The sequence below is a fragment of the Bacteroides sp. D1 genome, from assembly GCF_000157095.2.
GTDB classification, from domain to species: Bacteria; Bacteroidota; Bacteroidia; order Bacteroidales; family Bacteroidaceae; genus Bacteroides; species Bacteroides xylanisolvens.
Genome location: NZ_JH114345.1, coordinates 1 through 22504, shown reverse-complemented (window position 1 = coordinate 22504; position 22504 = coordinate 1). Strand labels below are relative to the sequence as shown.

The following is a 22504-nucleotide window of genomic DNA, read 5'->3' as shown; positions in this document are numbered from 1 at the left end:
AAAAGATAATGAAAAAATATAATTATATAATCGTTAGTTTGCTGGCGTGTCTCTTGACGACATCTTGTAATGACTATTTTGACCAGGTGCCTGATGACCGTTTATCACTCAAGGAGATTTTCACAACCAGAGATGGAGCCTTGCGGTATCTTTCGAACGTATACACATTCTTACCGGATGAATTTAACCAACGTCAGGTGCATGAAACAAGTCTGTACCGTACTCCCGGTCCCTGGACAGGCTCCAGCGACGAAGCAGAGTGGACAAATGACAATAAAGGGAAATTGATAAATAACAACTCAATCGATGCTACCGAAGGAACGATGGTATTGTATCGCTGGAAGAGCTGGTTTTCAGGTATTCATGAAGCGGCAGTATTTACAGAAAATGTAGATCAGGCACCGCTGACTGTTACAGAAAGAAATCAATGGAAAGCGGAAGCAAGAGCTTTGCGGGCGATCTACTATTTTTATCTAGTACGTACTTATGGTCCGGTTCCTTTGCTTGAAAAGGACTTCCCGATGGATACTCCGAGCGATGAGTTGCAACTCCCTCGTAATACGGTAGACGAGTGTTTCGATTTTATCGTATCAGAACTGAAAGGTGCGCAAAACGATGGTTTACTGGACGATGCTTCTACCGACAAAGTGTCCGGATATGGCCGTATTGATAAGGCGATTGCACAGGCGTTTATCATCGAGGCATTGACTTATCGTGCCAGCTGGTTGTTTAATGGAGAGTGCAATTACTATTCAGACCTGGCTAATACGGACGGAACAAAGCTGTTCCCTAACAAACCGGACGAAGCTACCAAACGTGCCAATTGGCAGAAAGTGATTAATGAATGTAACACTTTCTTCTCTAATTACGGAAGTCGTTATCATTTGATGTATACCAATAAGGACGGTGTTTCTGTTTCCGGTCCGGACTCGGAAGGCTTCAGCCCGACAGAATCTTATCGCTGTGCAGTAAGAACCCTGTTTTCTGAAATGGGTAACAATAAAGAAATGATTTTCTATCGTTTGGATAATGCTGCCGGAACCATGCAGTACGACCGTATGCCGAATAGATCCGGTAATACGACTAATTATAGAGGTGGTAGCTTGTTGGGAGCAACCCAAGAAATGGTAGATGCCTATTTCATGTCAAACGGAGAATCTCCTATTTCCGGTTATAGTGCTGACGGAGTCACTCCGATTATCAACGAAAAATCCGATTATGTAGAAGAGGGAGTCTCTACAACAGAATACAAAGGAACAGACGGTACCTTATATGCACCGGCAGGAACCAGAATGATGTATGTTAATCGTGAACCTCGTTTTTATGTAGACATTACCTTTAGTAATTCAAAATGGTTTGATGGAACAGAAGGCGATTATATAGTAGATTTCACTTATAGCGGAAGTTGTGGTAAAGAACAAGGTAGCAATGACTATACAAGTACAGGTTATTTGGTGCGTAAAGGAATGGATTCCGGTGATCGTAACCAGAACTTGGTTTGTGTGCTCTTGCGTCTGACTAATATTTATTTTGACTATATCGAAGCGCTTGCGCATGTCAGCCCGACTCATGAAGACATCTGGACGTATATGAACATGATCCGTAAGCGTGCGGGTATTCCGGGATACGGTGAAACAGTCAATCTGCCTAAACCGACTACAACGGAAGAAGTCATGGAGCTGATTCGTAAGGAGAAACGCATTGAATTGAGTTTCGAAAACTGCCGTTATTTTGATGTACGTCGCTGGGGATTGGTAAATGAGTATTTCAACAAGGCAATTCACGGTATGAATGTCAATTATGACGGAAATGAATTCTTCAAACGTACGGAGATTGTGAAGCGTATTTTTGACCGTCAGTACTTCTTCCCCATACCACAGGGCGAAATTGATATTGATAAGAACTTGGTTCAGAATACAGGATTCTAAATACTGATTATAAAATAGAAATTATGATGAAACAATATATTTTCTCTGCAGTTTGTCTCATGTCCGGTGTCCTTTGTATGTCCTCTTGCAATGAGGATAAACAGGCAAAGCCATATACCCCGGATTACGAGATTGTACCGGAGTATACCAATGCGGATACCTGGACTGCCTATGAAGCATTTAATGATAACTTGCTGGATCCCGATAAGAACATTTATAAAACAAGTACCGCTTATACTGCTGCTACCGACCGTAATAACGGAGCTGCTGCTATCTGGTGCCAACCGATCTATTGGGATATGGCTATGAACGCATATAAACGTGCAAAAGCGGAAGGAGATACGGAAAGAGAAAACAAATACAAGCAGTTGTGTGATGATTTGTTTGCCGGAAATAAAGCACATTATGTAAACTTTGATTTCGACGATAATAATGAGAATACCGGCTGGTTTATCTATGATGATATACAGTGGTGGACCATTACTTTGGCACGTGCTTACGAATTATTTAAAGTGGAAGAGTATCGCAGTCTGGCAGAAGCAAGTTTTGCACGTGTATGGTACGGTTCTCCCCGCGTAGGTGATACGGGTTCTTATGCAGATCCTGAAAAGAATTTGGGTGGAGGTATGTTCTGGCAATGGCAGCCTATCGGCAATCCGAATGAAAATGCTGCCGGTGATGGTAAGATGGCTTGTATCAATTTCCCGACAGTGGTAGCTGCATTGACCCTTTACAATAACGTTCCTGCCGATCGTGTGGCTGATCCGAATCCGGAAAGCTGGAGTAATAAGTACGGTGATTTTACCCGTCCGCATTATGAAACGAAGGAAGCTTATCTGGCAAAAGGAAAAGAAATCTATGAATGGGCTGTGAAGAATCTGGTAGACAGCAATACCGGAGAGGTTGCCGACAGCAAGCATGGTGAAGGCAATCCGGCATGGTCGGACCATGTATACAATCAGGCCACTTTTATCGGAGCTTCGTTATTGCTTTATAAAGCTACCGGTGAGAAAACATATTTGGACAATGCAATTTTGGGAGCTGACTATACAATGAATACCATGTCCGAAACGTACGATTTACTGCCGTTCGAGAGTGGCGTGGAACAGGGTATTTATACCGCTATCTTTGCGGAATACATGGCCATGCTGGTAAATGATTGTGGCCAGACCCAGTACGTACCGTTCTTGAAACGTAACATTAATTACGGCTGGGCTAATCGCGACCGGACACGTAATTTGTGTGGTGGCGAATATTATAAGGCACAGATAGAAGGTGCTACTATTGACAGCTATAGTGCATCCGGAATACCGGCATTGATGTTGTTGTTTCCGGCAGATAAATAATTGTAACCCATAAAAAAGAAGAATAATGAATACGAAATATTCAAATTGGAAAATGTGGTATTATGTGTTATGCATGGTACTGACACTTCAATTGGCAGCTTGTTCTGAAGAAACGCATGACGAGTATACTGCGGCTCCTGAAATAGAAGATACCTATATCGACCAACTGGATGCATTGATTGCTGAAATGACCGATTTGCAGCAAAATTCAGACTACGGAGATAAGAAAGGACAGTACCCCACCGAAAGCCGGGCAATTCTGACAGATGCGATAGATGATGCCAATCGTGTGGTACTTTTAATCAAATATCAGCAACCCTCTCCGTCGGAAAGTGAGAAACAACGCTATGTGGCAGAAGCCAAGGCGTCTATAGAACAGTTCAAGAGTACGATCCGTACAGAAGACGCTGAAACAACACCGGCTGAACTGTTTGTGGACGGACGTGGTGATGGTGGTTCTTATATCGATTTCGGACGTAGCGAAGAATATGTCAATTTTGGAACCGAAGGAAACCAAGCCTTTACTGTTGAGTTTTGGGTGAAAGTAACCAAAGGTGGTGGAAAAGACCAGAATGTGTTCCTGTCAACTTACATGGGCGGTGATGGATGGCGTAATGGCTGGATGATGTATTGGCGTAATGCAGACGGTGGTATTTATCGTGCAACTTGGGGCGAAACAGGAGGAAATATCTGTGAACCGTCACTAAAGGCACCGGAAGATGGAGAATGGCAACATTTCTTGTTTGTGTACAGTGATAAAGGCTTGCCGGGCAGTCCGGAGCTTCGTGCGAAATTGTATGTGAACGGAGAAGTGAAAACAACCGAGGGAAGCGTGGGTAACAGGTTCTATAATTCGAGCAACTATGCCAACTATAATGCACCGATGACCGCTTTCGGACGTTATATGCGTACCAGTGATAATCTGTTTGAAGAAGGCTTTGCCGGTTATATGAAGAAAATCCGTATCTGGAAAAGCGCAAAGGATAACGAATATGTTCAGAATTCTTATAATGGAACGGCTGAAGTGACGGGTAAAGAAGCAGACTTGGCGGCAGCATGGGATTTCATGACCAAACCTTCCGGTTCGGGTAATGAAGTAATAGATTTGACAGGTCGTCATACTGCTAAGATTATCGGTACTTACGAGTGGCAACGTATTGTTGAATAATAATGTAAAAACGATGAAAAACATGAAATGTTTAACTAATAAATGGAGAGAGGGAGCAATGCTCCTCTCTTTCCTCCTGATTTCTAGTCTGGCAGGGATATTTACCGCTTGTGACGATATTGAAGACGAGTACATAACAGATACACAATTAAGTATCTTACAGGAAAGCCGTACGTCATTGAACTATTTATTGAAAAATTCAACTTACGGAACTGCTCCCGGAACATATCCTGAAACCGGAAAGGATATATTAAATGCTGCTATTGCCGAGTTGGATGCACTGATAACACGGGTAGAAGCTGGCGAAGAACTGGATGAAACAACTTTGGAAGCTGCTGTAGCAAAGGTAAATCAAGCGATTGACGAGTTTAAAAAATCAAAATATTATAATCTGTCTCCGGAAGCACAGCAATATATCAATAATTTACTGGCTAAGGCGGATGAAATACTTGCAATCGTTAATGATGAAACGAAGTGGGGAAATCATCAGGGACAATATCCGGTAGAAAATAAGTCGGTTTTGGAGAGTGCAGCTAAAGACTTGGAAAGTCTGGCTGAAAGAATCAAATCCGGTTCCATCACAGATATGACGCAGGAGATTTATGATGAGGCTATTGCTGCTGCCGATAAGAAAGTAGAAGAAGTCGAAGATTCTGCATGGCCGGATAACAGTCAGATTACCTGGAATCTGTTTGTAGACGGAAATGCCGGTTCTTATATAGACTTTGGTTATAGCGAGGATTATGTGAAGTTTGGAGAGGATGACAATCAGGCATTTACGATTGAACTTTGGGTGAATATTAAAGAATATTGCAATAAGCAGGGAGAAGACAACTGTACTTTCCTTTCTACCATGACAAACGATCCTCATTGGAGCGGATGGCGTGCCCAGGATCGTACAAAGGGATTGTTGAGAACAATGGTTGCTCACTGGCAAGATAATAATCATACAAATCCACAAGAATGGGAACCGGGATGGAAAAAGTCGGACAACTGGACCAAAGATCGTTGGACGCATTATGCATTCCTCTTCAGGGATAAGGGATTGCCGGGATTTGATACTCCGACAGATGTGAAGTGCTATTCCATGATTGATGGTACGAGACAAGGTGAAGTCATTCGTGTAGGTGAGTCCTGGAGAACGTATATCAATAAACAATCCATAGCCAATCAGATTAAAATGACCGGATTCTGTATGATGGACAATAATGGAAACCGTAACGAATGGTTCTCCGGTTACATAAAGAAGATACGTATCTGGAAAACAAACCGGACAGAAAATCAGGTATATGCTTCTTATATGGGGAATGAAGAAGGTGTAAGTGCCGATAATCCGAATTTGGTAGAAGCCTGGGATTTTGAAGTGAAAGGTGATCAGCCTACTCAAAGTGCTACCAGGACAATAACAGGTTTGAAAGGTCATACAGCAACATTAGTTGGTGATAACTGGCAATGGATTGAATCCACAGACATTACAGATAACAAATAATTGTTTACCGGGATGAGTTTTCAATAGGTAGATTAAATATTCCCCTTATCTCTGTCATAAGGACAGAGTAAGGGGAAATTATTCTCCAATAACCCTTTATTAATCCTTTATTTTTATTGTAGAAAAGTGTTTTGGTCTGTATTTGTTCTTTATTGAATAAATATTATCGTTTTTTTTCAGCTATTTCTGCAATCTTTGTAACAGGAAAAATACTATAAACTTATAAACTATCATGAAAGGCAAAATTCTTTTGGCTCTGACACTACTATTGGGAGTATCAACTACCACATGGGCAGTCGGTAATTTAGGAAAAGCAAACCAGAAGAAGCATGCGTATACGAACGAAGATGTATGGGCAGCTTATGAAGGATTTAATAATACACTACTAGACTCCAATAAATATATTTACAAGACAAATTCGTCCTATCCGAGTGCTGTTGACCGTGGCAATGGAGCAGCGGCTATCTGGTGTCAGCCTATTTATTGGGATATGGCAATGAATGCCTATAAACTGGCAAAGGCACAGAAAGACAGAAAGAAGACAAGTTATTATAAAACACTCTGCGAGAAAATATTTGCAGGGAACAAAGCGCAATATTGTCAGTTTGATTTTGATGATAACAACGAAAATACCGGCTGGTTCATCTACGATGACATCATGTGGTGGACTATCAGCCTGGCACGCGGCTACGAGCTTTTTGGAGTGGATGAATATCTGAAACTTTCGGAAGCCAGTTTCAAACGGGTATGGTATGGCTCGGAAAAGGTAGGTGATACAGGCTCGTATGACAAAGAAAACGGAGGTATGTTCTGGCAATGGCAACCCATTCAAAATCCGAAACCGAATAAATTCAGTGATGGAAAGATGGCCTGTATCAACTTTCCGACAGTTGTTGCAGCATTAACCCTCTACAATAACGTGCCTGAAAATAGAAAAGAATCGACCGACAAACGGCCGGATTATCAGACGAAAGCTCAATATCTTGCCAAAGGTAAAGAAATCTATGAATGGGGAGTGGAAAATCTCTTGGATAAAGCAACAGGAAAGATTGCCGATAGCCGTCATGGAAATGGCGATCCTGCCTGGAAAGCACATGTCTATAATCAGGCAACCTTTATCGGAGCTTCCATACTGCTTTATAAGGCGACCGGAGAGAAACGTTATCTGGACAATGCTATTCTGGCAGCAGACTATACAGTGAAAGATATGTCTGCAGAACATAAAGTGCTACCTTTCGAAGGTGGTATTGAACAGGGTATCTATACTGCCATCTTTGCGGAATATATGGCATGGTTGGTGTATGATTGCGGACAAACCCAATATCTCCCATTCCTGAAACGTACCATCAAAACAGGTTGGGCAAACAGAGATAAGACACGGAACGTATGTGGAGGCGAATACTATAAAAAGTTGCCGGAAGGTGCGGAAATCGACAGTTATTCTGCTTCCGGTATACCGGCATTGATGCTTTTGTTTCCGGCTAAGAAGTAAATAGAAAACGACACAGAACCACGTAAAAATGAATAATAAACAACTACTGATAATATTCAGCCTGTTATTAACCGGCAATTATGCTTCTTTTGCTCAAACTCAAAAGGCCAAAGACAAGGAAGCAAAAACGACTTTTCAAACTGCCGAACCCTGGAAACCCGAAACAGATGTGCGTGCTGATGCCACGATGGTGTATGGCACGCTGGATAAAAAGGGTGTTTCTTTTGAACAGCGTGTTCAGTCGTGGAGAGACAAGGGGTATCAGACACAATTTATGACCGGAGTGGCATGGGGAGACTATAAAGACTATTTTCTCGGCAAATGGGATGGAATAGACGGTCACTTGAAAGAGGGGCAGCGGGATCGTAACGGAAACGAGATAGCCCACGGACACTTGATTCCCTACATTGTGCCTACCGAAAGTTTTATCCGTTATATGCAGGAAACACAGATAAAGCGGGTGATTGATGCCGGCATTACTTCCATCTATCTGGAAGAACCGGAGTTCTGGATGCGTGGCGGATATAGTGAAGCCTTCAAGTCCGAATGGCAGAAATATTATAATTTTCCCTGGAGGCCCCAACATGAATCTCCCGAAAATACCTACCTCTCCAATAAATTGAAATATCATCTCTACTATAATGCATTGGATAAGATATTCACTTATGCGAAAGAATATGGTAAATCGAAAGGGCTGGATGTGAAATGCTATGTGCCTACTCACTCTTTGATTAACTATACTTCCTGGCAAATTGTAAGTCCGGAAGCCAGTTTAGCCTCGTTGGATTGCGTAGATGGTTATATCGCACAGGTGTGGACAGGTACTGCCCGTGAACCGAACTTCTATAACGGCGTAAAGAAAGAGCGTGTATTTGAGAATGCTTTTCTCGAATACGGCTGCATGAAATCCATGACTGCCCCTTTGAATCGTAAAATGTATTTCCTGACCGACCCGATTGAAGACCGTGCCAAAGACTGGCTGGATTATAAGATCAATTATCAGGCCACTTTTGCCGCACAGTTAATGTACCCGATGGTAGATACCTATGAAGTGATGCCTTGGCCGGATCGTATTTATCAGGGATTATACCGGATAGCAGGAACGGATCAGAAAGAACGTATTCCCCGTTCGTATTCTACGCAAATGCAGGTGATGATTAATACATTGAATGACATTCGCACTTCTGACAAACAAATCAGCGGTACGCACGGCATTGGTGTATTGATGGCAAATTCGCTGATGTTCCAGCGTTTCCCGGATCATAACGGATATGACGATCCGCAATTCTCCAGTTTCTATGGGCAAACCTTGCCTTTATTGAAAAGAGGAATTCCGGTGGAACTGGTACACATGGAGAATACTCCGTTTAAAGATACTTTCAACGGACTTCAAGTGCTCGTAATGTCTTATTCGAACATGAAACCGATGAAATCGGAATACCATAACTATCTGGCAGACTGGGTTAAAAAAGGAGGTACGTTGGTGTACTGTGGAGAAGATGTCGATCCTTATCAAACAGTTTTAGAATGGTGGAATACGGAAGGAAACGCATACAAAGCTCCTTCGGAACATCTGTTTGAGGCGATGGGGTTGTCCCGTAATCCCGGTGACGGAACCTATCGGTTTGGGAAAGGCACTGTGATTGTCATGCGCGAAGATCCGAAACATTTTGTATTAAAAGGCGGAAACGACCGGAAATACTTTGAAACGATTGCATCCGCTTATGAGAGCAAAACTGGTAAGAAGATAGAAATCAAAAACAATTTTATGGTGGAACGTGGTCCTTATACGATTGCAGCAGTAATGGATGAGAGTTCTTCTAAAGAGCCTTTGAAACTGTCGGGATTGTATATCGATTTGTTCGACAAAGACTTGCCGGTATTGACAGTCAAGCAGATTAATCCCGGTGAACAGGGGTATTTGTACGATTTGAATAAAGTATCGGGTAAAGTGAAAGCAAAGGTACTTTGTGGAGCCTCCCGCATTTATGATGAAAAAGTAGGGAAGCAGAGCTACTCGTTTGTAGCTAAAAGCCCGTTACATACGACGAATGTATCAAGAGTCCTTTTGCCGCGTAAACCTGGAAAGGTCTTGGTAAACGGAAAGGCGGAACAGCCGGAATGGAATGAATCTTCCAAAACTCTTTTATTGAGTTTCGAGAATGATCCCGCCGGAGTGAATGTATCGATAGAATGGTAAAATAGATTAAATAAACAGGTGAATTAAATTATGAAACAACAACTGATGATGCTGTTGCTGGGAACAGCTTCTGTACTTTGTAGCTGTGAGACCCAGATAGAACAGCACGAGAAGAATGAATTACGTGCTCCGGCATACCCGCTGGTGACGATCGATCCTTATACCAGTGCATGGTCCACTACGGACAATCTGTATGACAGTCCTGTGAAACATTGGACAGGCAAGGATTTTTCTTTACTTGGTGTTGCAAAAGTAGACGGACAAACCTACCGTTTCATGGGAACGGAAGAACTGGAACTACGTCCTTTGGTAAAGACATCCGAACAAGGTAGCTGGACAGGAAAGTATACTACTCAACAGCCTGCTGACGGATGGCAGAATGCCGGATTCAATGATAAAGCATGGAAAGAAGGCGAAGCTGCCTTCGGAACGATGGAAAATGAGCATACAGCCAAAACCCAATGGGGAGAAGAATTTATCTGGGTACGCCGGGTAGCTGATATTCAGGAAGACTTGACAGGAAAGAATGTATATCTTGAATTCTCTCACGACGATGATGCTATTATTTATATCAACGGCATCAAGGTAGTGGATACAGGCAATGCTTGTAAAAAGAACGAGCGGGTGAAACTGTCGGAAGAAGTAGTAGCTTCTTTGAAACCGGGTGAAAATCTGATTGCAGGTTATTGTCATAACCGGGTAGGAAACGGACTGTTGGATTTCGGATTGCTGGTAGAATTGGACGGTTACCGTTCTTTCCATCAAACAGCGCAACAAACTTCTGTAGATGTACAACCTATGCAGACTTATTATACATTTACTTGCGGTCCGGTAGATTTGAAACTGACATTTACTGCTCCTATGTTTATGGATAATCTGGATTTGTTGTCACGTCCGGTCAACTATATTTCTTATGAAGTAGCCTCCAATGACGGAAAGAAACATCAGGTTGAACTGTATTTCGAAGCATCTCCGCAATGGGCAATCGACCAACCTCACCAGGAATCTGTTGCCGACAGCTTTACTGACGGCGATTTGTTATTCCTTCGTACCGGAAGCCGCAATCAGGATATTCTGAAGAAAAAGGGTGATGATGTTCGTATCGACTGGGGACATTTCTATCTGGCAGCTGAAAAGGAAAACAGCACATCTGCAATCGGTGACGGCAGAGAGCTGCGCAAGAACTTCGTAGCCAATAAACTGGAAGCTCCTACCACAAACGGTTATGATAAACTGGCTTTGGTACGTTCATTGGGCGAAACACAAAAAGCTGATGGCCATCTGTTGATCGGGTATGATGATATTTATTCTATCCAATACTTTGGTGATAACCTGCGTCCTTACTGGAATCGTGAGGGCAATGAAACGATTGTTTCCCAATTCCAGAAAGCAGAGAAAGAATACAAGACACAAATGAAGAACAGCGCTGCTTTCGACAAGAAACTGATGGAAGAAGCTACTGCTGCCGGTGAACGTAAATATGCCGAACTTTGTGCATTGGCTTATCGTCAGGCATTGGCTGCACATAAACTGGTACAGGCTCCGAACGGCGACTTGGTATTCCTTTCTAAGGAGAATTTCAGTAATGGTTCCATCGGAACAGTCGACCTGACTTATCCGGGAGCTCCGTTGCTTTTATACTACAATCCGGAATTGGTGAAAGCTACCATGAACCATATCTTCTATTATAGCGAAAGCGGAAAATGGGCGAAACCATTTGCTGCGCATGATGTCGGTACTTATCCATTGGCTAACGGCCAGACTTATGGTGGTGATATGCCGGTAGAAGAATCGGGTAATATGGTAGTATTGGCTGCTGCCATTGCAAAAGTAGAAGGTAATGCAGATTACGCACAGAAACACTGGGAAACCCTGACTACGTGGACAGACTATCTGGTAGAGAACGGACTTGATCCGGCCAACCAGCTTTGTACCGATGACTTTGCAGGTCACTTTGCACACAATGCCAACCTTTCTATCAAAGCAATCATGGGTGTTGCTTCATACGGTTATCTGGCAGATATGCTGGGTAAAAAAGACGTGGCTGAAAAATACACACAGAAAGCGAAAGAAATGGCTGCCGAATGGGTGAAAATGGCTGATGATGGTGACCACTATCGTCTCACATTTGACAAACCGGGAACATGGAGCCAGAAGTATAACCTGGTGTGGGATAAACTGTTGAATCTGCAAATCTTCCCTAAAAATGTTGCAGAAACGGAAATAGCTTACTATCTTTCGAAGCAAAATAAATATGGTCTTCCGTTGGATAACCGTGAAACATACACAAAGACCGACTGGATCATGTGGACAGCTACATTGGCAAATGACAAAGCTACCTTTGAGAAATTTATCGAACCCGTATATCTGTTTATGAACGTTACACCTAACCGTGTTCCGATGTCCGACTGGGTATTTACAGACGAACCGAATCAAAGAGGCTTCCAGGCACGTTCCGTTGTAGGTGGATATTATATCAAAATGCTTGAAGGAAAACTGATTAAATAAAACAAAAATACCATGAAGAAACTAGCTCTATTCGCTTTTACGTTACTTAGTGCATGGGCTATGACTGCAAAAACAATTACCGGACCGGTGGACTATGTTAGTCCGCTGGTTGGTACGCAGTCAAAGCACGCATTATCTACCGGAAATACTTACCCTGCCATTGCGCTGCCCTGGGGAATGAACTTTTGGGTTCCGCAGACTGGTAAAATGGGCGATGGATGGGCGTATACGTATGACGCTGACAAGATCAGAGGATTCAAACAAACCCATCAGCCAAGTCCCTGGATCAATGATTACGGTCAATTTGCCATCATGCCGGTAACCGGTAAGGCAGTATTTAATCAGGATGAGCGTGCCAGTTGGTTCTCTCATAAAGCTGAAACGGCTACTCCTTATTATTATAAAGTATATCTTGCCGATCATGATGTAGTGACCGAAATTGCTCCGACAGAGAGAGCAGCTGCTTTCCGTTTCACTTTCCCCGAAAACGACCACTCTTATGTAGTGGTAGACGCCTTTGATAAGGGTTCGTTTGTGAAAGTAATCCCTTCGGAGAACAAGATTATCGGTTATACCACTAAAAACAGCGGTGGTGTTCCTGCCAACTTTAAAAACTACTTTGTACTGGTATTCGACAAACCGTTTACTTATACGGCTGCCGTAGCCAGTGGTGTGATTGACACCAACAAACTGGAAGCGACAGACAATCATGCCGGTGCACTGATCGGTTTCAAAACCCGCAAGGGCGAACAGGTAAATGTGCGTGTAGCTTCCTCTTTTATCAGCCCTGAACAGGCGGAACTTAACTTGAAAGAGCTGGGTACGGACAACATTGAACAGATTGCAGCGAAAGGCCGCAAGGTATGGAACGAGGTTCTGGGACGTATTGAAGTGAAAGACGATGATATCGATCATTTGCGTACCTTCTACTCTTGTCTGTATCGTTCAGTATTATTTCCCAGAAGTTTCTACGAGATAGATGCTAAAGGAGATGTGATGCACTACAGCCCTTATAACGGTGAAGTGCTTCCGGGATATATGTTTACCGATACCGGTTTCTGGGATACGTTCCGTTGTCTGTTTCCATTCCTTAACCTGATGTATCCATCCATGAATACAAAGATGCAGGAAGGATTGGTGAACACTTATAAAGAAAGCGGATTCCTGCCGGAATGGGCAAGTCCGGGACACAGAGGTTGCATGGTTGGAAACAACTCCGCTTCCGTAGTTGCCGATGCTTACCTGAAAGGATTGAAAGGATACGATATTGAGACATTGTGGGAAGCCGTGAAACACGGAGCGAATGCAGTACATCCGAATGTTCGTTCTACCGGACGATTAGGACATGAGTATTATAATAAATTGGGATATGTACCTTATAATGTAGGTATTAACGAGAATGCAGCCCGTACACTGGAATATGCATACGATGACTGGTGTATCTATCAATTGGGTAAAGCCTTGAAGAAACCGAAAAAAGAGATTGAAATCTTTGCAAAGCGTGCAATGAATTATAAGAATCTCTACGATCCCGAACACAAACTGATGCGTGGTAAGAATGAAGACGGTACGTTCCAGTCTCCGTTCAATCCGTTGAAGTGGGGGGATGCCTTTACGGAAGGTAACAGCTGGCATTATACCTGGTCGGTATTCCACGATCCTCAAGGTCTGATCGATTTGATGGGTGGTAAAGACGGATTCAACCAAATGATGGATTCTGTATTTATCCTGCCTCCGATTTTCGATGAAAGTTATTATAGAGCCGTTATTCATGAAATCCGTGAAATGCAGATTATGAACATGGGCAACTATGCACATGGCAACCAGCCGATTCAGCACATGCTCTATATGTACAACTATTCCGGCCAACCCTGGAAAGCGCAACATTGGATTCGTGAAGTGATGGACAAACTTTATACTCCTGCTCCCGACGGTTATTGCGGTGATGAGGACAACGGTCAGACTTCTGCCTGGTATGTATTCTCGGCAATGGGATTCTATCCGGTATGTCCGGGTACGGATGAATATGTTTTGGGTACTCCTTACTTCAAGGAGATGAAGCTACATCTGGAAAACGGAAAGACGGTGACTATCTCCGCTCCGAATAACGGAGACGACAAGCGTTACATTTCATCAATGACATTGAACGGTAAAGAATATACCAAAAACTATCTGACCCATCAGGACCTGTTGAATGGCGCTAGCATTTCTTACAAAATGGATGCGAAACCCAATCAGCAACGTGGTACCAAAGAGTCCGATTTCCCTTATTCTTTCTCTAACGAATTTAAAAAGAAGAAGTAATCATGAAGAAACAGATCAAATATATCAGTGCAGGTATGCTGGCAGGTATGCTTCTCTGTGGCGGGCAGTTACAAGCCTCCAACCGTATGACGGAAATGCATGTATGTCTGGCGGATGCTATTCAGAAAGATAACCGCCCGGAAATATCCAATCGTTTGTTCCGTTCCAATGCGGTAGAGAAGGAGATTCTCCGTGTACAGAAACTTTTGAAGAATGCGAAGTTGGCATGGATGTTTACCAACTGTTTCCCGAATACACTGGATACAACCGTACATTTCCGTAAAGGAAGTGATGGCAAACCGGATACGTTCGTATATACGGGTGATATTCATGCTATGTGGCTACGCGACTCCGGTGCACAGGTATGGCCTTACGTACAATTAGCTAATGCAGACCCTGAACTGAAAGAAATGCTGGCAGGTGTTATTCTCCGCCAGTTCAAATGTATCAATATCGATCCGTACGCGAATGCTTTTAATGACGGCGCTATTCCTGACGGTCATTGGATGAGTGACCTTACAGACATGAAACCGGAGTTGCACGAACGTAAATGGGAAATAGATTCCTTGTGTTATCCGTTGCGTTTGGCTTATCATTACTGGAAGACTACCGGAGATGCGAGCATATTCGACGAAGAATGGATTCAGGCAATCACTAATGTACTGAAAACATTCAAAGAGCAACAACGCAAAGACGGAGTAGGTCCTTATAAATTCCAACGTAAGACGGAACGTGCACTGGATACTGTGAGCAATGACGGTCTGGGTGCACCGGTGAAACCAGTCGGTTTGATTGTTTCCAGTTTCCGTCCTTCGGACGATGCTACTACGCTTCAATTCCTGGTTCCTTCCAATTTCTTTGCCGTATCTTCTTTGCGTAAGGCAGCCGAGATTTTGGAGAAGGTAAACAAGAAGACAGCTTTGTCTAAAGAATGTAAGGACTTGGCGCAGGAGGTGGAAACAGCTTTAAAGAAATATGCGGTGTATAACCATCCTAAATATGGTAAAATCTATGCATTCGAGGTAGATGGTTTTGGAAATCATCATCTGATGGACGATGCCAATGTGCCGAGTTTGCTTGCGATGCCTTATTTGGGTGATGTGAATGTAAACGATCCGATTTATCAGAATACCCGCCGTTTTGTGTGGAGTGAGGACAATCCTTACTTCTTTAAAGGCAAGGCAGGCGAAGGAATCGGCGGACCGCATATCGGTTACGATATGGTGTGGCCGATGAGTATTATGATGAAAGCCTTCACAAGTCAGAATGATGCTGAAATCAAGACTTGCATTAAGATGTTGATGGACACGGATGCTGACACCGGCTTTATGCACGAATCTTTCCATAAGGATAATCCGAAGAAATTTACCCGTGCATGGTTTGCCTGGCAGAATACTCTTTTCGGTGAGTTGATTTTGAAGCTGGTTAATGAAGGAAAGGTAGATTTATTGAATAGTATACAGTAATATGCTGACATAGTAAATTGAACGCGGATAACGCGGATGATGCGGCTCTTTTTCTGATGCAAAATTAGAAAAAACGCGTTATCCGCGTCGTCTGCATCTAAATATGAATAGCTGAAAACTAATATTAAAAAAAACAATTGTATCATGAAAAAGTTATGTGTATGGGCAGTTGCCGCCCTTTTAATGGCAGCTTGTACTCCGAAAGCTGAAAAGGCTACAGATTCCGGTTTATTGCAGAGTAAATTCCAGACAGAAGTAGATGGAAAGAAGACTGATTTGTTCACTCTGCGTAACAAGAACAACATGGAAGTTTGTATCACGAACTTCGGTGGACGTATTGTTTCAGTGATGGTTCCCGACAAGGACGGAGTAATGCAGGACGTAGTGCTTGGCTTCGATTCTATTCAGGACTATATCAGCAAGCCTTCGGATTTCGGTGCGACTATCGGACGTTATGCCAATCGTATCAATCAGGGACAGTTCACCTTGGATGGTGTAGAATATCAGCTTCCCCGCAATAACTACGGTCATTGTCTGCACGGCGGACCGCAAGGATTCCAATACCGGGTGTTTGATGCAGCATTGTTGAATCCGCAGGAATTGCAGTTGACTTACCGTGCAGAAGACGGTGAAGAAGGTTTTCCGGGAAACATCACTTGTAAAGTGGTGATGAAACTGACGGACGATAATGCCATCGATATTCAATACGAAGCGGAAACAGACAAACCGACGATTGTAAATATGACTAACCACTCTTATTTTAACCTTGAAGGTGATGCCGGCAACAACTCCGGTCATTTGTTGATGGTGGATGCGGACTATTATACTCCGGTGGACAGCACCTTCATGACAACTGGCGAGATCGTTCCGGTAGAAGGAACCCCGATGGATTTCCGCACCCCGACTCCGGTAGGCGAACGTATCAACGACTATGATTTCGTACAGCTGAAAAACGGCAATGGTTACGATCACAACTGGGTATTGAACACGAAAGGCGACGTAACCCGTAAATGCGCTTCTTTGAAATCACCGAAGACTGGTATCGTACTCGACGTTTATACTAATGAACCGGGTATTCAGGTATATGCAGGTAATTTCCTCGATGGTTCACTGACAGGAAAGAAAGGCATTACTTACAACCAACGTGCTTCCGTATGTCTCGAAACACAGAAATATCCGGATACTCCGAACAAAGCGGAATGGCCGTCGGCTGTACTTCGCCCGGGCGAAAAGTATACAAGCCAATGTATCTTCAAATTCTCTGTTGATAAATAGGTTATAAAGGCAGTTCATGCCATTGAAGAACGGGTTGTCTGATTAGAGATTATCCGTTCTTTATTTTAATGTAATTTGTTAGTGCTCAATTGGGTTCATAGGGAAATTAGGATGATTTCCGGAAGTAGTAGAATAGACGAAATGAAGAAAAATAAAACGAAAGGACTTTTTGCATCGATAGTGCTTGGAGTGGCGGTTACAGCTTGTGCGCCTGCTTCTTCTTGTGGTACGGTGACGGTAGTGGACCGACCGGACATACAGTCCGTCAATACCAATTATATCGGGTATCGCGCTCCGCTTCGACCGTTGAATTTTATAAAGTTGCCGGTAGGTAGTATTCAGCCCGAAGGATGGGTGAAGAAGTATCTGGAGTTGCAACGTGACGGTCTGACCGGACATTTGGGAGAAATCAGCGCTTGGCTGGAAAAGGATAATAATGCCTGGTTGACAACTGGTGGCGATCACGGCTGGGAGGAAGTTCCTTACTGGCTCAAAGGGTATGGCAATCTAGCATATATCCTGAATGACCCGAAGATGATTGAAGAAACCAAATATTGGATTGAAGGTGTATTTGCCAGTCGCCAGCCGGATGGCTATTTCGGTCCGGTCAATGAACGTAACGGCAAACGCGAACTTTGGGCACAGATGATTATGCTCTGGTGTCTGCAATCTTATTATGAGTATTCTCAAGATCAGCGTGTCATTGACCTGATGACGAATTACTTCAAGTGGCAGATGACTGTTCCCGATGACCAACTTCTGGAAGATTATTGGGAGAAAAGCCGTGGCGGTGATAACATCATCAGTATCTACTGGCTTTACAACCATACTGGGGATGCTTTCCTACTCGAATTAGCCGAGAAGATTCACCGTAACACAGCCGACTGGACGAAATCCACCTCCTTACCTAACTGGCACAATGTAAATATCGCCCAATGTTTCCGTGAACCTGCCACTTATTATATGCAGACCGGAGATTCAGCGATGCTGAAAGCCTCTTATAATGTCCATCATCTGATTCGGCGTACTTTTGGACAGGTTCCCGGAGGTATGTTCGGTGCGGACGAAAATGCTCGTCTGGGATATATCGATCCCCGACAGGGAGTGGAAACCTGCGGTTTGGTAGAACAAATGGCTTCCGATGAAATCATGCTTTGCATGACAGGAGATCCCATGTGGGCGGAACACTGTGAGGAAGTAGCGTTCAACTCTTATCCGGCTGCCGTGATGCCGGACTTCAAGGCATTGCGTTATATCACTTGTCCGAACCATGCCATCAGTGATTCGAAGAATCATCATCCGGGCATTGACAATCGTGGTCCGTTCCTTTCGATGAATCCTTTCAGCAGTCGTTGCTGCCAACACAACCATGCACAGGGCTGGCCTTACTTCACCGAACATCTGGTACTGGCAACTCCCGACAACGGAGTGGCAACAGCTATTTATGCAGCTTGCAAAGCTACAGTGAAAGTGGGTGACGGCAAGGAAATCACTCTTCACGAAGAGACAAATTATCCTTTTGAAGAAGCTATTGCCTTCACTGTTTCTACCGATGAAAAGGTTGCTTTTCCATTTTATCTTCGTATTCCTTCATGGACTCAAAAGGCGGAAGTTCGGGTGAATGGCAAGAAGATAAGTGCAGCTCCTGTAGCGGGAAAATATCTTTGCATCAATCGCGAGTGGGCGAATGGTGATTGTGTGGAATTGACTCTTCCGATGTCTTTGTCTATGCGTACCTGGCAGGTGAATAAAAACAGCGTAAGCGTAGATTACGGACCTTTGACTTTGTCTCTTAAGATTGCAGAGAAATATGTAGAGAAAGACAGTCGCGAGACTGCTATCGGTGATTCAAAATGGCAGAAAGGTGCTGATTCGAAGAAATGGCCTACTACTGAAATCTATCCGGATAGCCCTTGGAATTATTCGTTGGTATTGGATAAGAAAGAACCTTTGAAGAATTTCAAGGTAATCCGTAAATCTTGGCCGGCTGACAACTATCCTTTCACAGTAGCCAGTGTACCTTTGGAAGTAAAAGCTATCGGTCGTCCGGTTCCTGAATGGAAGATAGACGAAACAGGACTGTGTGGCGTATTGCCGGAAGAAGATGCGGTGAAAGGTGATAAAGAAGAAATAACATTGATCCCTATGGGTGCGGCACGGTTGAGAATCTCTGCGTTCCCGAACACAAAAGAATAAATTAATAACTAGAAAACTTAGAATAAATGAAACGTATTGTTTTTTTAGATTACATCCGTGTGTTTGCATGCTTTCTCGTCATCCTTGTTCATGCCAGTGAAAACTTCTACTGTGCTCCCGGAGCCACTGATATGGCAGGTCCGCAGTCTTTTTTGGCAAATGAAGTAGACCGGCTATGGGTATCAGTGTACGACGGTTTTTCACGTATGGCAGTACCCCTGTTCATGATAGTCTCCGCCTTCCTGCTTGCACCGATGAAGGAAGAGCAGTCTATGTGGCAATTCTATCGCCAGCGCTGTCTTCGCATCCTTCCACCGTTTTTCATATTCATGATACTGTACAGCACTCTACCTATGCTGTGGGGACAGATAGACGGAGAAACATCTATGAAGGACTTGTCGCGGATATTCCTGAATTTTCCGACGCTAGCCGGACACTTGTGGTTTATGTATCCTCTGATAAGCCTTTATTTGTTTATCCCAATTATATCCCCATGGTTGAGAAAAGCCACGGCTAAAGAAGAGCGTTTCTTTATAGGACTGTTTGTGTTGTCAACCTGTATGCCTTATCTCAATCGTTGGTGCGGTGAAGTGTGGGGACAATGTTTCTGGAATGAATACCACATGTTGTGGTACTTCTCCGGTTATCTGGGCTATCTTGTTCTGGCACATTACATTCGTGTACACCTTACCTGGAACCGTTCCAAACGTTTCATTATAGGAACCATTTTAATGGTGATCGGTGCTGTATGGACTATTTATTCATTCTATGTGCAGGCTATACCCGGCGAACTCCATTCCACACCTGTAATAGAAATAGGATGGGCTTTCTGTACCATTAACTGTGTGCTTCTCACAACGGGTACATTCCTTATGTTTACATGTATCAAACGTCCGCAAGCTCCCAAGTTGGTGACGGAAACATCGAAACTTAGTTATGGTATGTATCTTATGCACATATTCTGGCTCGGACTGTGGGTGACTGTGTTCAAAGATACATTGGCGCTTCCCACTGTTGCCGCTATACCATGTATCGCAGTGGTTACGTTTATCTGTTGTTTTGTAACAACTAAGATCATTTCGTTTATACCGGGCAGTAAATGGATAGTAGGATAAATATCCGGAAACAAAGTAGCATATACTACTGACTTCAAGCAGATGATCCTAGGCTATAAACAGTAAGATTTTGAATAGATAACCAAGTTATTCCTGATTTTCTATTCAAAATCTTACTGTTTATAGCTTATTTTCCTCTTAATATCCTCTTTCTCTTTTCACCTCTTTCACTCCTTTGTAAACACTTCTTTACCAGTTTTTTACGGGTGAACCCTCCCTCTGTTTGGAGCTTTATGCCGCTTTCATCGGTTTCACCAAATATACATTCCCATATTTGGTATGTTTGCGGGTGACCCCTGCCGCAAGCAAAACTTGCGCGAACGTAGCCGGATTACTTCCTCGCATGGCAGCGGGGTTATACATCTTCAGTCTCCTGAATATGTCCGAAGCCGAGAGCCGTTCGCTTCCCTCTTCATCATCTTTAGCTATCCGGAAACAGGCATGAAAGACTTCCTCTGCCGGACACGGATGATAAAAAGCAGCATTGTGGCGTTGCAGTTCCCGTTCCTCTTCTTTTGTGAACCAATAGCGGATGCCGGAGAGCAGTTCAGCTTTCAGTTGGGCATAGATCTGATCGTGCATGATACCTTCGCAATCGATCAGATGTTCTGCTTCAATGCAGATGAATCGCCGGCTACCGGTGGGATCAGTGAGCAAGTCAAAGCGGTTGCTTGTACCGATGAAAGAAGCGATGCGCGGCAAGTTGCGGAAATTCTTTTGATAAGCTTTGCAGATATTCAGGTTTGCCATTTGCATTAGATTTTTCAATAATGGCATTTGCTGCGTTCCGTACTTGTCAAATTCATCCATGTTCAGAAGTCCCATTTCGGCAAGTAACCTTTCCGGTTTTCCTTGTGCAGACAGTTTCAGGTTGTCCATGTAATAACGTGACAATGCCGGCGGCATCAGTGCCTTGCAAAATGTGGATTTTTGTCGTCCCTGCTCGCTGCTGACAAGTATGGGGGCTACGCTGTTGGCATGTATTCCCGTCATGCCTAACCATTGGGCGGTGAGTCCCAGCATCCAGGTATGAAAGCTTTTTATCCAGAGCTGATTGTCAGAGACACGCTGCGCCAAAGCCTCCAGTCTGTCTGTCCCATCCCAGCCGGGCAGTTCCTCCATGTAAAGCTGGAAAGGATGGTATTCAGGAATACAAGTGGAATAGATGTAACGGCTCAAGTCTTTATCCCAGCAGGATATGCCCTGGTCGTGTGCTTCCATGCAGAAAGTGTTCAGTTCCCGCTTACTTACAGGTTCGAAAGGAACGGCACGCTTGTTGGCAGGACGATATTCCGTTTCTTCCGTCAATAGGTTGTAACGAAAATCATACTGTTTTTGCAGGAATGTACGTACCTCTTGGGTTAATCGGACCGGTTGTTTTCGTTCTGCCTCTTTCTCTCTTCCAGTAGGCGGTGCAGTGTCCGGCAGGGGAATGGTATATTTATCTTCATGACATTTTAGCATTTTCTGTGGCTCTTTGTCTGTTTTCTCAACTGCATCTTCTTTGTTCTCCTTCATTTGAAACAATTTTAGTTCCTTCAATACCTGTCTCCATATCAATGTTATTGCATTCATTATTTTTTCTATTTTTAAGTGATTAAAATCGGTTTATTGTTCAGCGCTGATACTGCGAATGTACTATCGGATGATACCGGTTTGCAAGTATTTCTCCGGAAAAAATATTAATTTCTACGTACCTGAAGAAGTCGGCTTCTTATCGTCCTTTTCTCTATTTTTTATCGTATCTTTGACGAACAGGGAAAACGCACGAGTGCTAATTGTTTAATAATCAATAGTTCCCTTCTCTTCTCAAAACTTATTTAATGGCAATACTCTTGTATATCTAATAATAAATAAAGTCTTCCTAGTTACTTTTCCTCATATAGACGTGTCACAACTTTACATGGTCATGCCACCTATTGCTTTCATCCTTTTTAATCTTCGGGCTTCTTCAATTGATATATTGATTATTTATATTGTATTCATTCTGGTATTTCATTATCTTCACGTCTAAATA

The 22504-nt window shown here is 43.4% G+C and carries 12 protein-coding genes and 1 pseudogene; 12 read left to right on the top strand and 1 reads right to left on the bottom strand.

The features are described from left to right. The first annotated feature begins 8 nt into the window (after positions 1-8). The 12 genes and pseudogenes from BSAG_RS06790 to BSAG_RS06845 all read left to right on the top strand — a co-directional run bounded on the left by BSAG_RS06790 (position 9) and on the right by BSAG_RS06845 (position 20487). Positions 9-1928, top strand: a complete 1920-nt coding sequence (locus BSAG_RS06790; protein ID WP_004312833.1) for a RagB/SusD family nutrient uptake outer membrane protein — start codon at positions 9-11, stop codon at positions 1926-1928. A 23-nt stretch (positions 1929-1951) separates the two neighbouring features. Continuing rightward, complete coding sequence (locus BSAG_RS06795; RefSeq protein WP_004312832.1) at positions 1952-3274, top strand: glycoside hydrolase family 76 protein; 1323 nt, start codon at positions 1952-1954, stop codon at positions 3272-3274. 25 nt (positions 3275-3299) lie between these two features. Further along, entirely contained in the window at positions 3300-4442 is a 1143-nt protein-coding gene (locus tag BSAG_RS06800; protein WP_004312831.1) for a DUF4972 domain-containing protein, read from the top strand. Positions 4443-4464: 22 nt separating this feature from the next. Continuing rightward, entirely contained in the window at positions 4465-5931 is a 1467-nt protein-coding gene (locus tag BSAG_RS06805; protein ID WP_004312830.1) for a DUF4972 domain-containing protein, read from the top strand. A 232-nt stretch (positions 5932-6163) separates the two neighbouring features. Beyond that, positions 6164-7423 (top strand): glycoside hydrolase family 76 protein, encoded by a 1260-nt coding sequence (locus BSAG_RS06810; RefSeq protein ID WP_004312829.1) that lies wholly within the window; start codon positions 6164-6166, stop codon positions 7421-7423. A 28-nt stretch (positions 7424-7451) separates the two neighbouring features. Then, entirely contained in the window at positions 7452-9623 is a 2172-nt protein-coding gene (locus tag BSAG_RS06815; RefSeq protein ID WP_004312828.1) for a hypothetical protein, read from the top strand. A 30-nt stretch (positions 9624-9653) separates the two neighbouring features. Next, the gene (locus BSAG_RS06820; protein ID WP_004312827.1) at positions 9654-12131 is read left to right on the top strand and encodes a glutaminase domain-containing protein; all 2478 of its coding nucleotides are present in this window, start codon (positions 9654-9656) and stop codon (positions 12129-12131) included. A 12-nt stretch (positions 12132-12143) separates the two neighbouring features. Beyond that, the gene (locus tag BSAG_RS06825) at positions 12144-14435 is read left to right on the top strand and encodes a GH92 family glycosyl hydrolase (RefSeq protein ID WP_004312826.1); all 2292 of its coding nucleotides are present in this window, start codon (positions 12144-12146) and stop codon (positions 14433-14435) included. Between the two features lie 104 nt (positions 14436-14539). Next, positions 14540-15901 (top strand): annotated as a pseudogene (locus tag BSAG_RS06830) (glycoside hydrolase family 125 protein); the annotation flags it as partial. 144 nt (positions 15902-16045) lie between these two features. Continuing rightward, on the top strand, positions 16046-17176 hold the full coding sequence (locus tag BSAG_RS06835) for an aldose epimerase family protein (RefSeq protein WP_004312824.1): 1131 nt from the start codon (positions 16046-16048) through the stop codon (positions 17174-17176). Positions 17177-17317: 141 nt separating this feature from the next. Then, positions 17318-19372, top strand: coding sequence for a beta-L-arabinofuranosidase domain-containing protein (locus BSAG_RS06840; RefSeq protein ID WP_004312823.1), 2055 nt, complete (start codon positions 17318-17320; stop codon positions 19370-19372). Positions 19373-19398: 26 nt separating this feature from the next. Continuing rightward, complete coding sequence (locus BSAG_RS06845; RefSeq protein ID WP_004312822.1) at positions 19399-20487, top strand: acyltransferase; 1089 nt, start codon at positions 19399-19401, stop codon at positions 20485-20487. A gap of 231 nt (positions 20488-20718) precedes the next feature. Here BSAG_RS06845 and BSAG_RS06850 read toward each other — a convergent pair whose 3' ends face one another. Next, positions 20719-22062, bottom strand: coding sequence for a VapE domain-containing protein (locus tag BSAG_RS06850; protein ID WP_008020068.1), 1344 nt, complete (start codon positions 22060-22062; stop codon positions 20719-20721). Between the last annotated feature and the right edge of the window lie 442 nt (positions 22063-22504).

Bases quoted from the DNA above. Each gene is read 5' to 3' on its own strand.
- BSAG_RS06790 (WP_004312833.1), top strand. From the start codon at position 9: ATGAAAAAATATAATTATATAATCGTTAGTTTGCTGGCGTGTCTCTTG.
- BSAG_RS06795 (WP_004312832.1), top strand. From the start codon at position 1,952: ATGATGAAACAATATATTTTCTCTGCAGTTTGTCTCATGTCCGGTGTC.
- BSAG_RS06800 (WP_004312831.1), top strand. From the start codon at position 3,300: ATGAATACGAAATATTCAAATTGGAAAATGTGGTATTATGTGTTATGC.
- BSAG_RS06805 (WP_004312830.1), top strand. From the start codon at position 4,465: ATGAAATGTTTAACTAATAAATGGAGAGAGGGAGCAATGCTCCTCTCT.
- BSAG_RS06810 (WP_004312829.1), top strand. From the start codon at position 6,164: ATGAAAGGCAAAATTCTTTTGGCTCTGACACTACTATTGGGAGTATCA.
- BSAG_RS06815 (WP_004312828.1), top strand. From the start codon at position 7,452: ATGAATAATAAACAACTACTGATAATATTCAGCCTGTTATTAACCGGC.
- BSAG_RS06820 (WP_004312827.1), top strand. From the start codon at position 9,654: ATGAAACAACAACTGATGATGCTGTTGCTGGGAACAGCTTCTGTACTT.
- BSAG_RS06825 (WP_004312826.1), top strand. From the start codon at position 12,144: ATGAAGAAACTAGCTCTATTCGCTTTTACGTTACTTAGTGCATGGGCT.
- BSAG_RS06835 (WP_004312824.1), top strand. From the start codon at position 16,046: ATGAAAAAGTTATGTGTATGGGCAGTTGCCGCCCTTTTAATGGCAGCT.
- BSAG_RS06840 (WP_004312823.1), top strand. From the start codon at position 17,318: ATGAAGAAAAATAAAACGAAAGGACTTTTTGCATCGATAGTGCTTGGA.
- BSAG_RS06845 (WP_004312822.1), top strand. From the start codon at position 19,399: ATGAAACGTATTGTTTTTTTAGATTACATCCGTGTGTTTGCATGCTTT.
- BSAG_RS06850 (WP_008020068.1), bottom strand. From the start codon at position 22,062: ATGAATGCAATAACATTGATATGGAGACAGGTATTGAAGGAACTAAAA.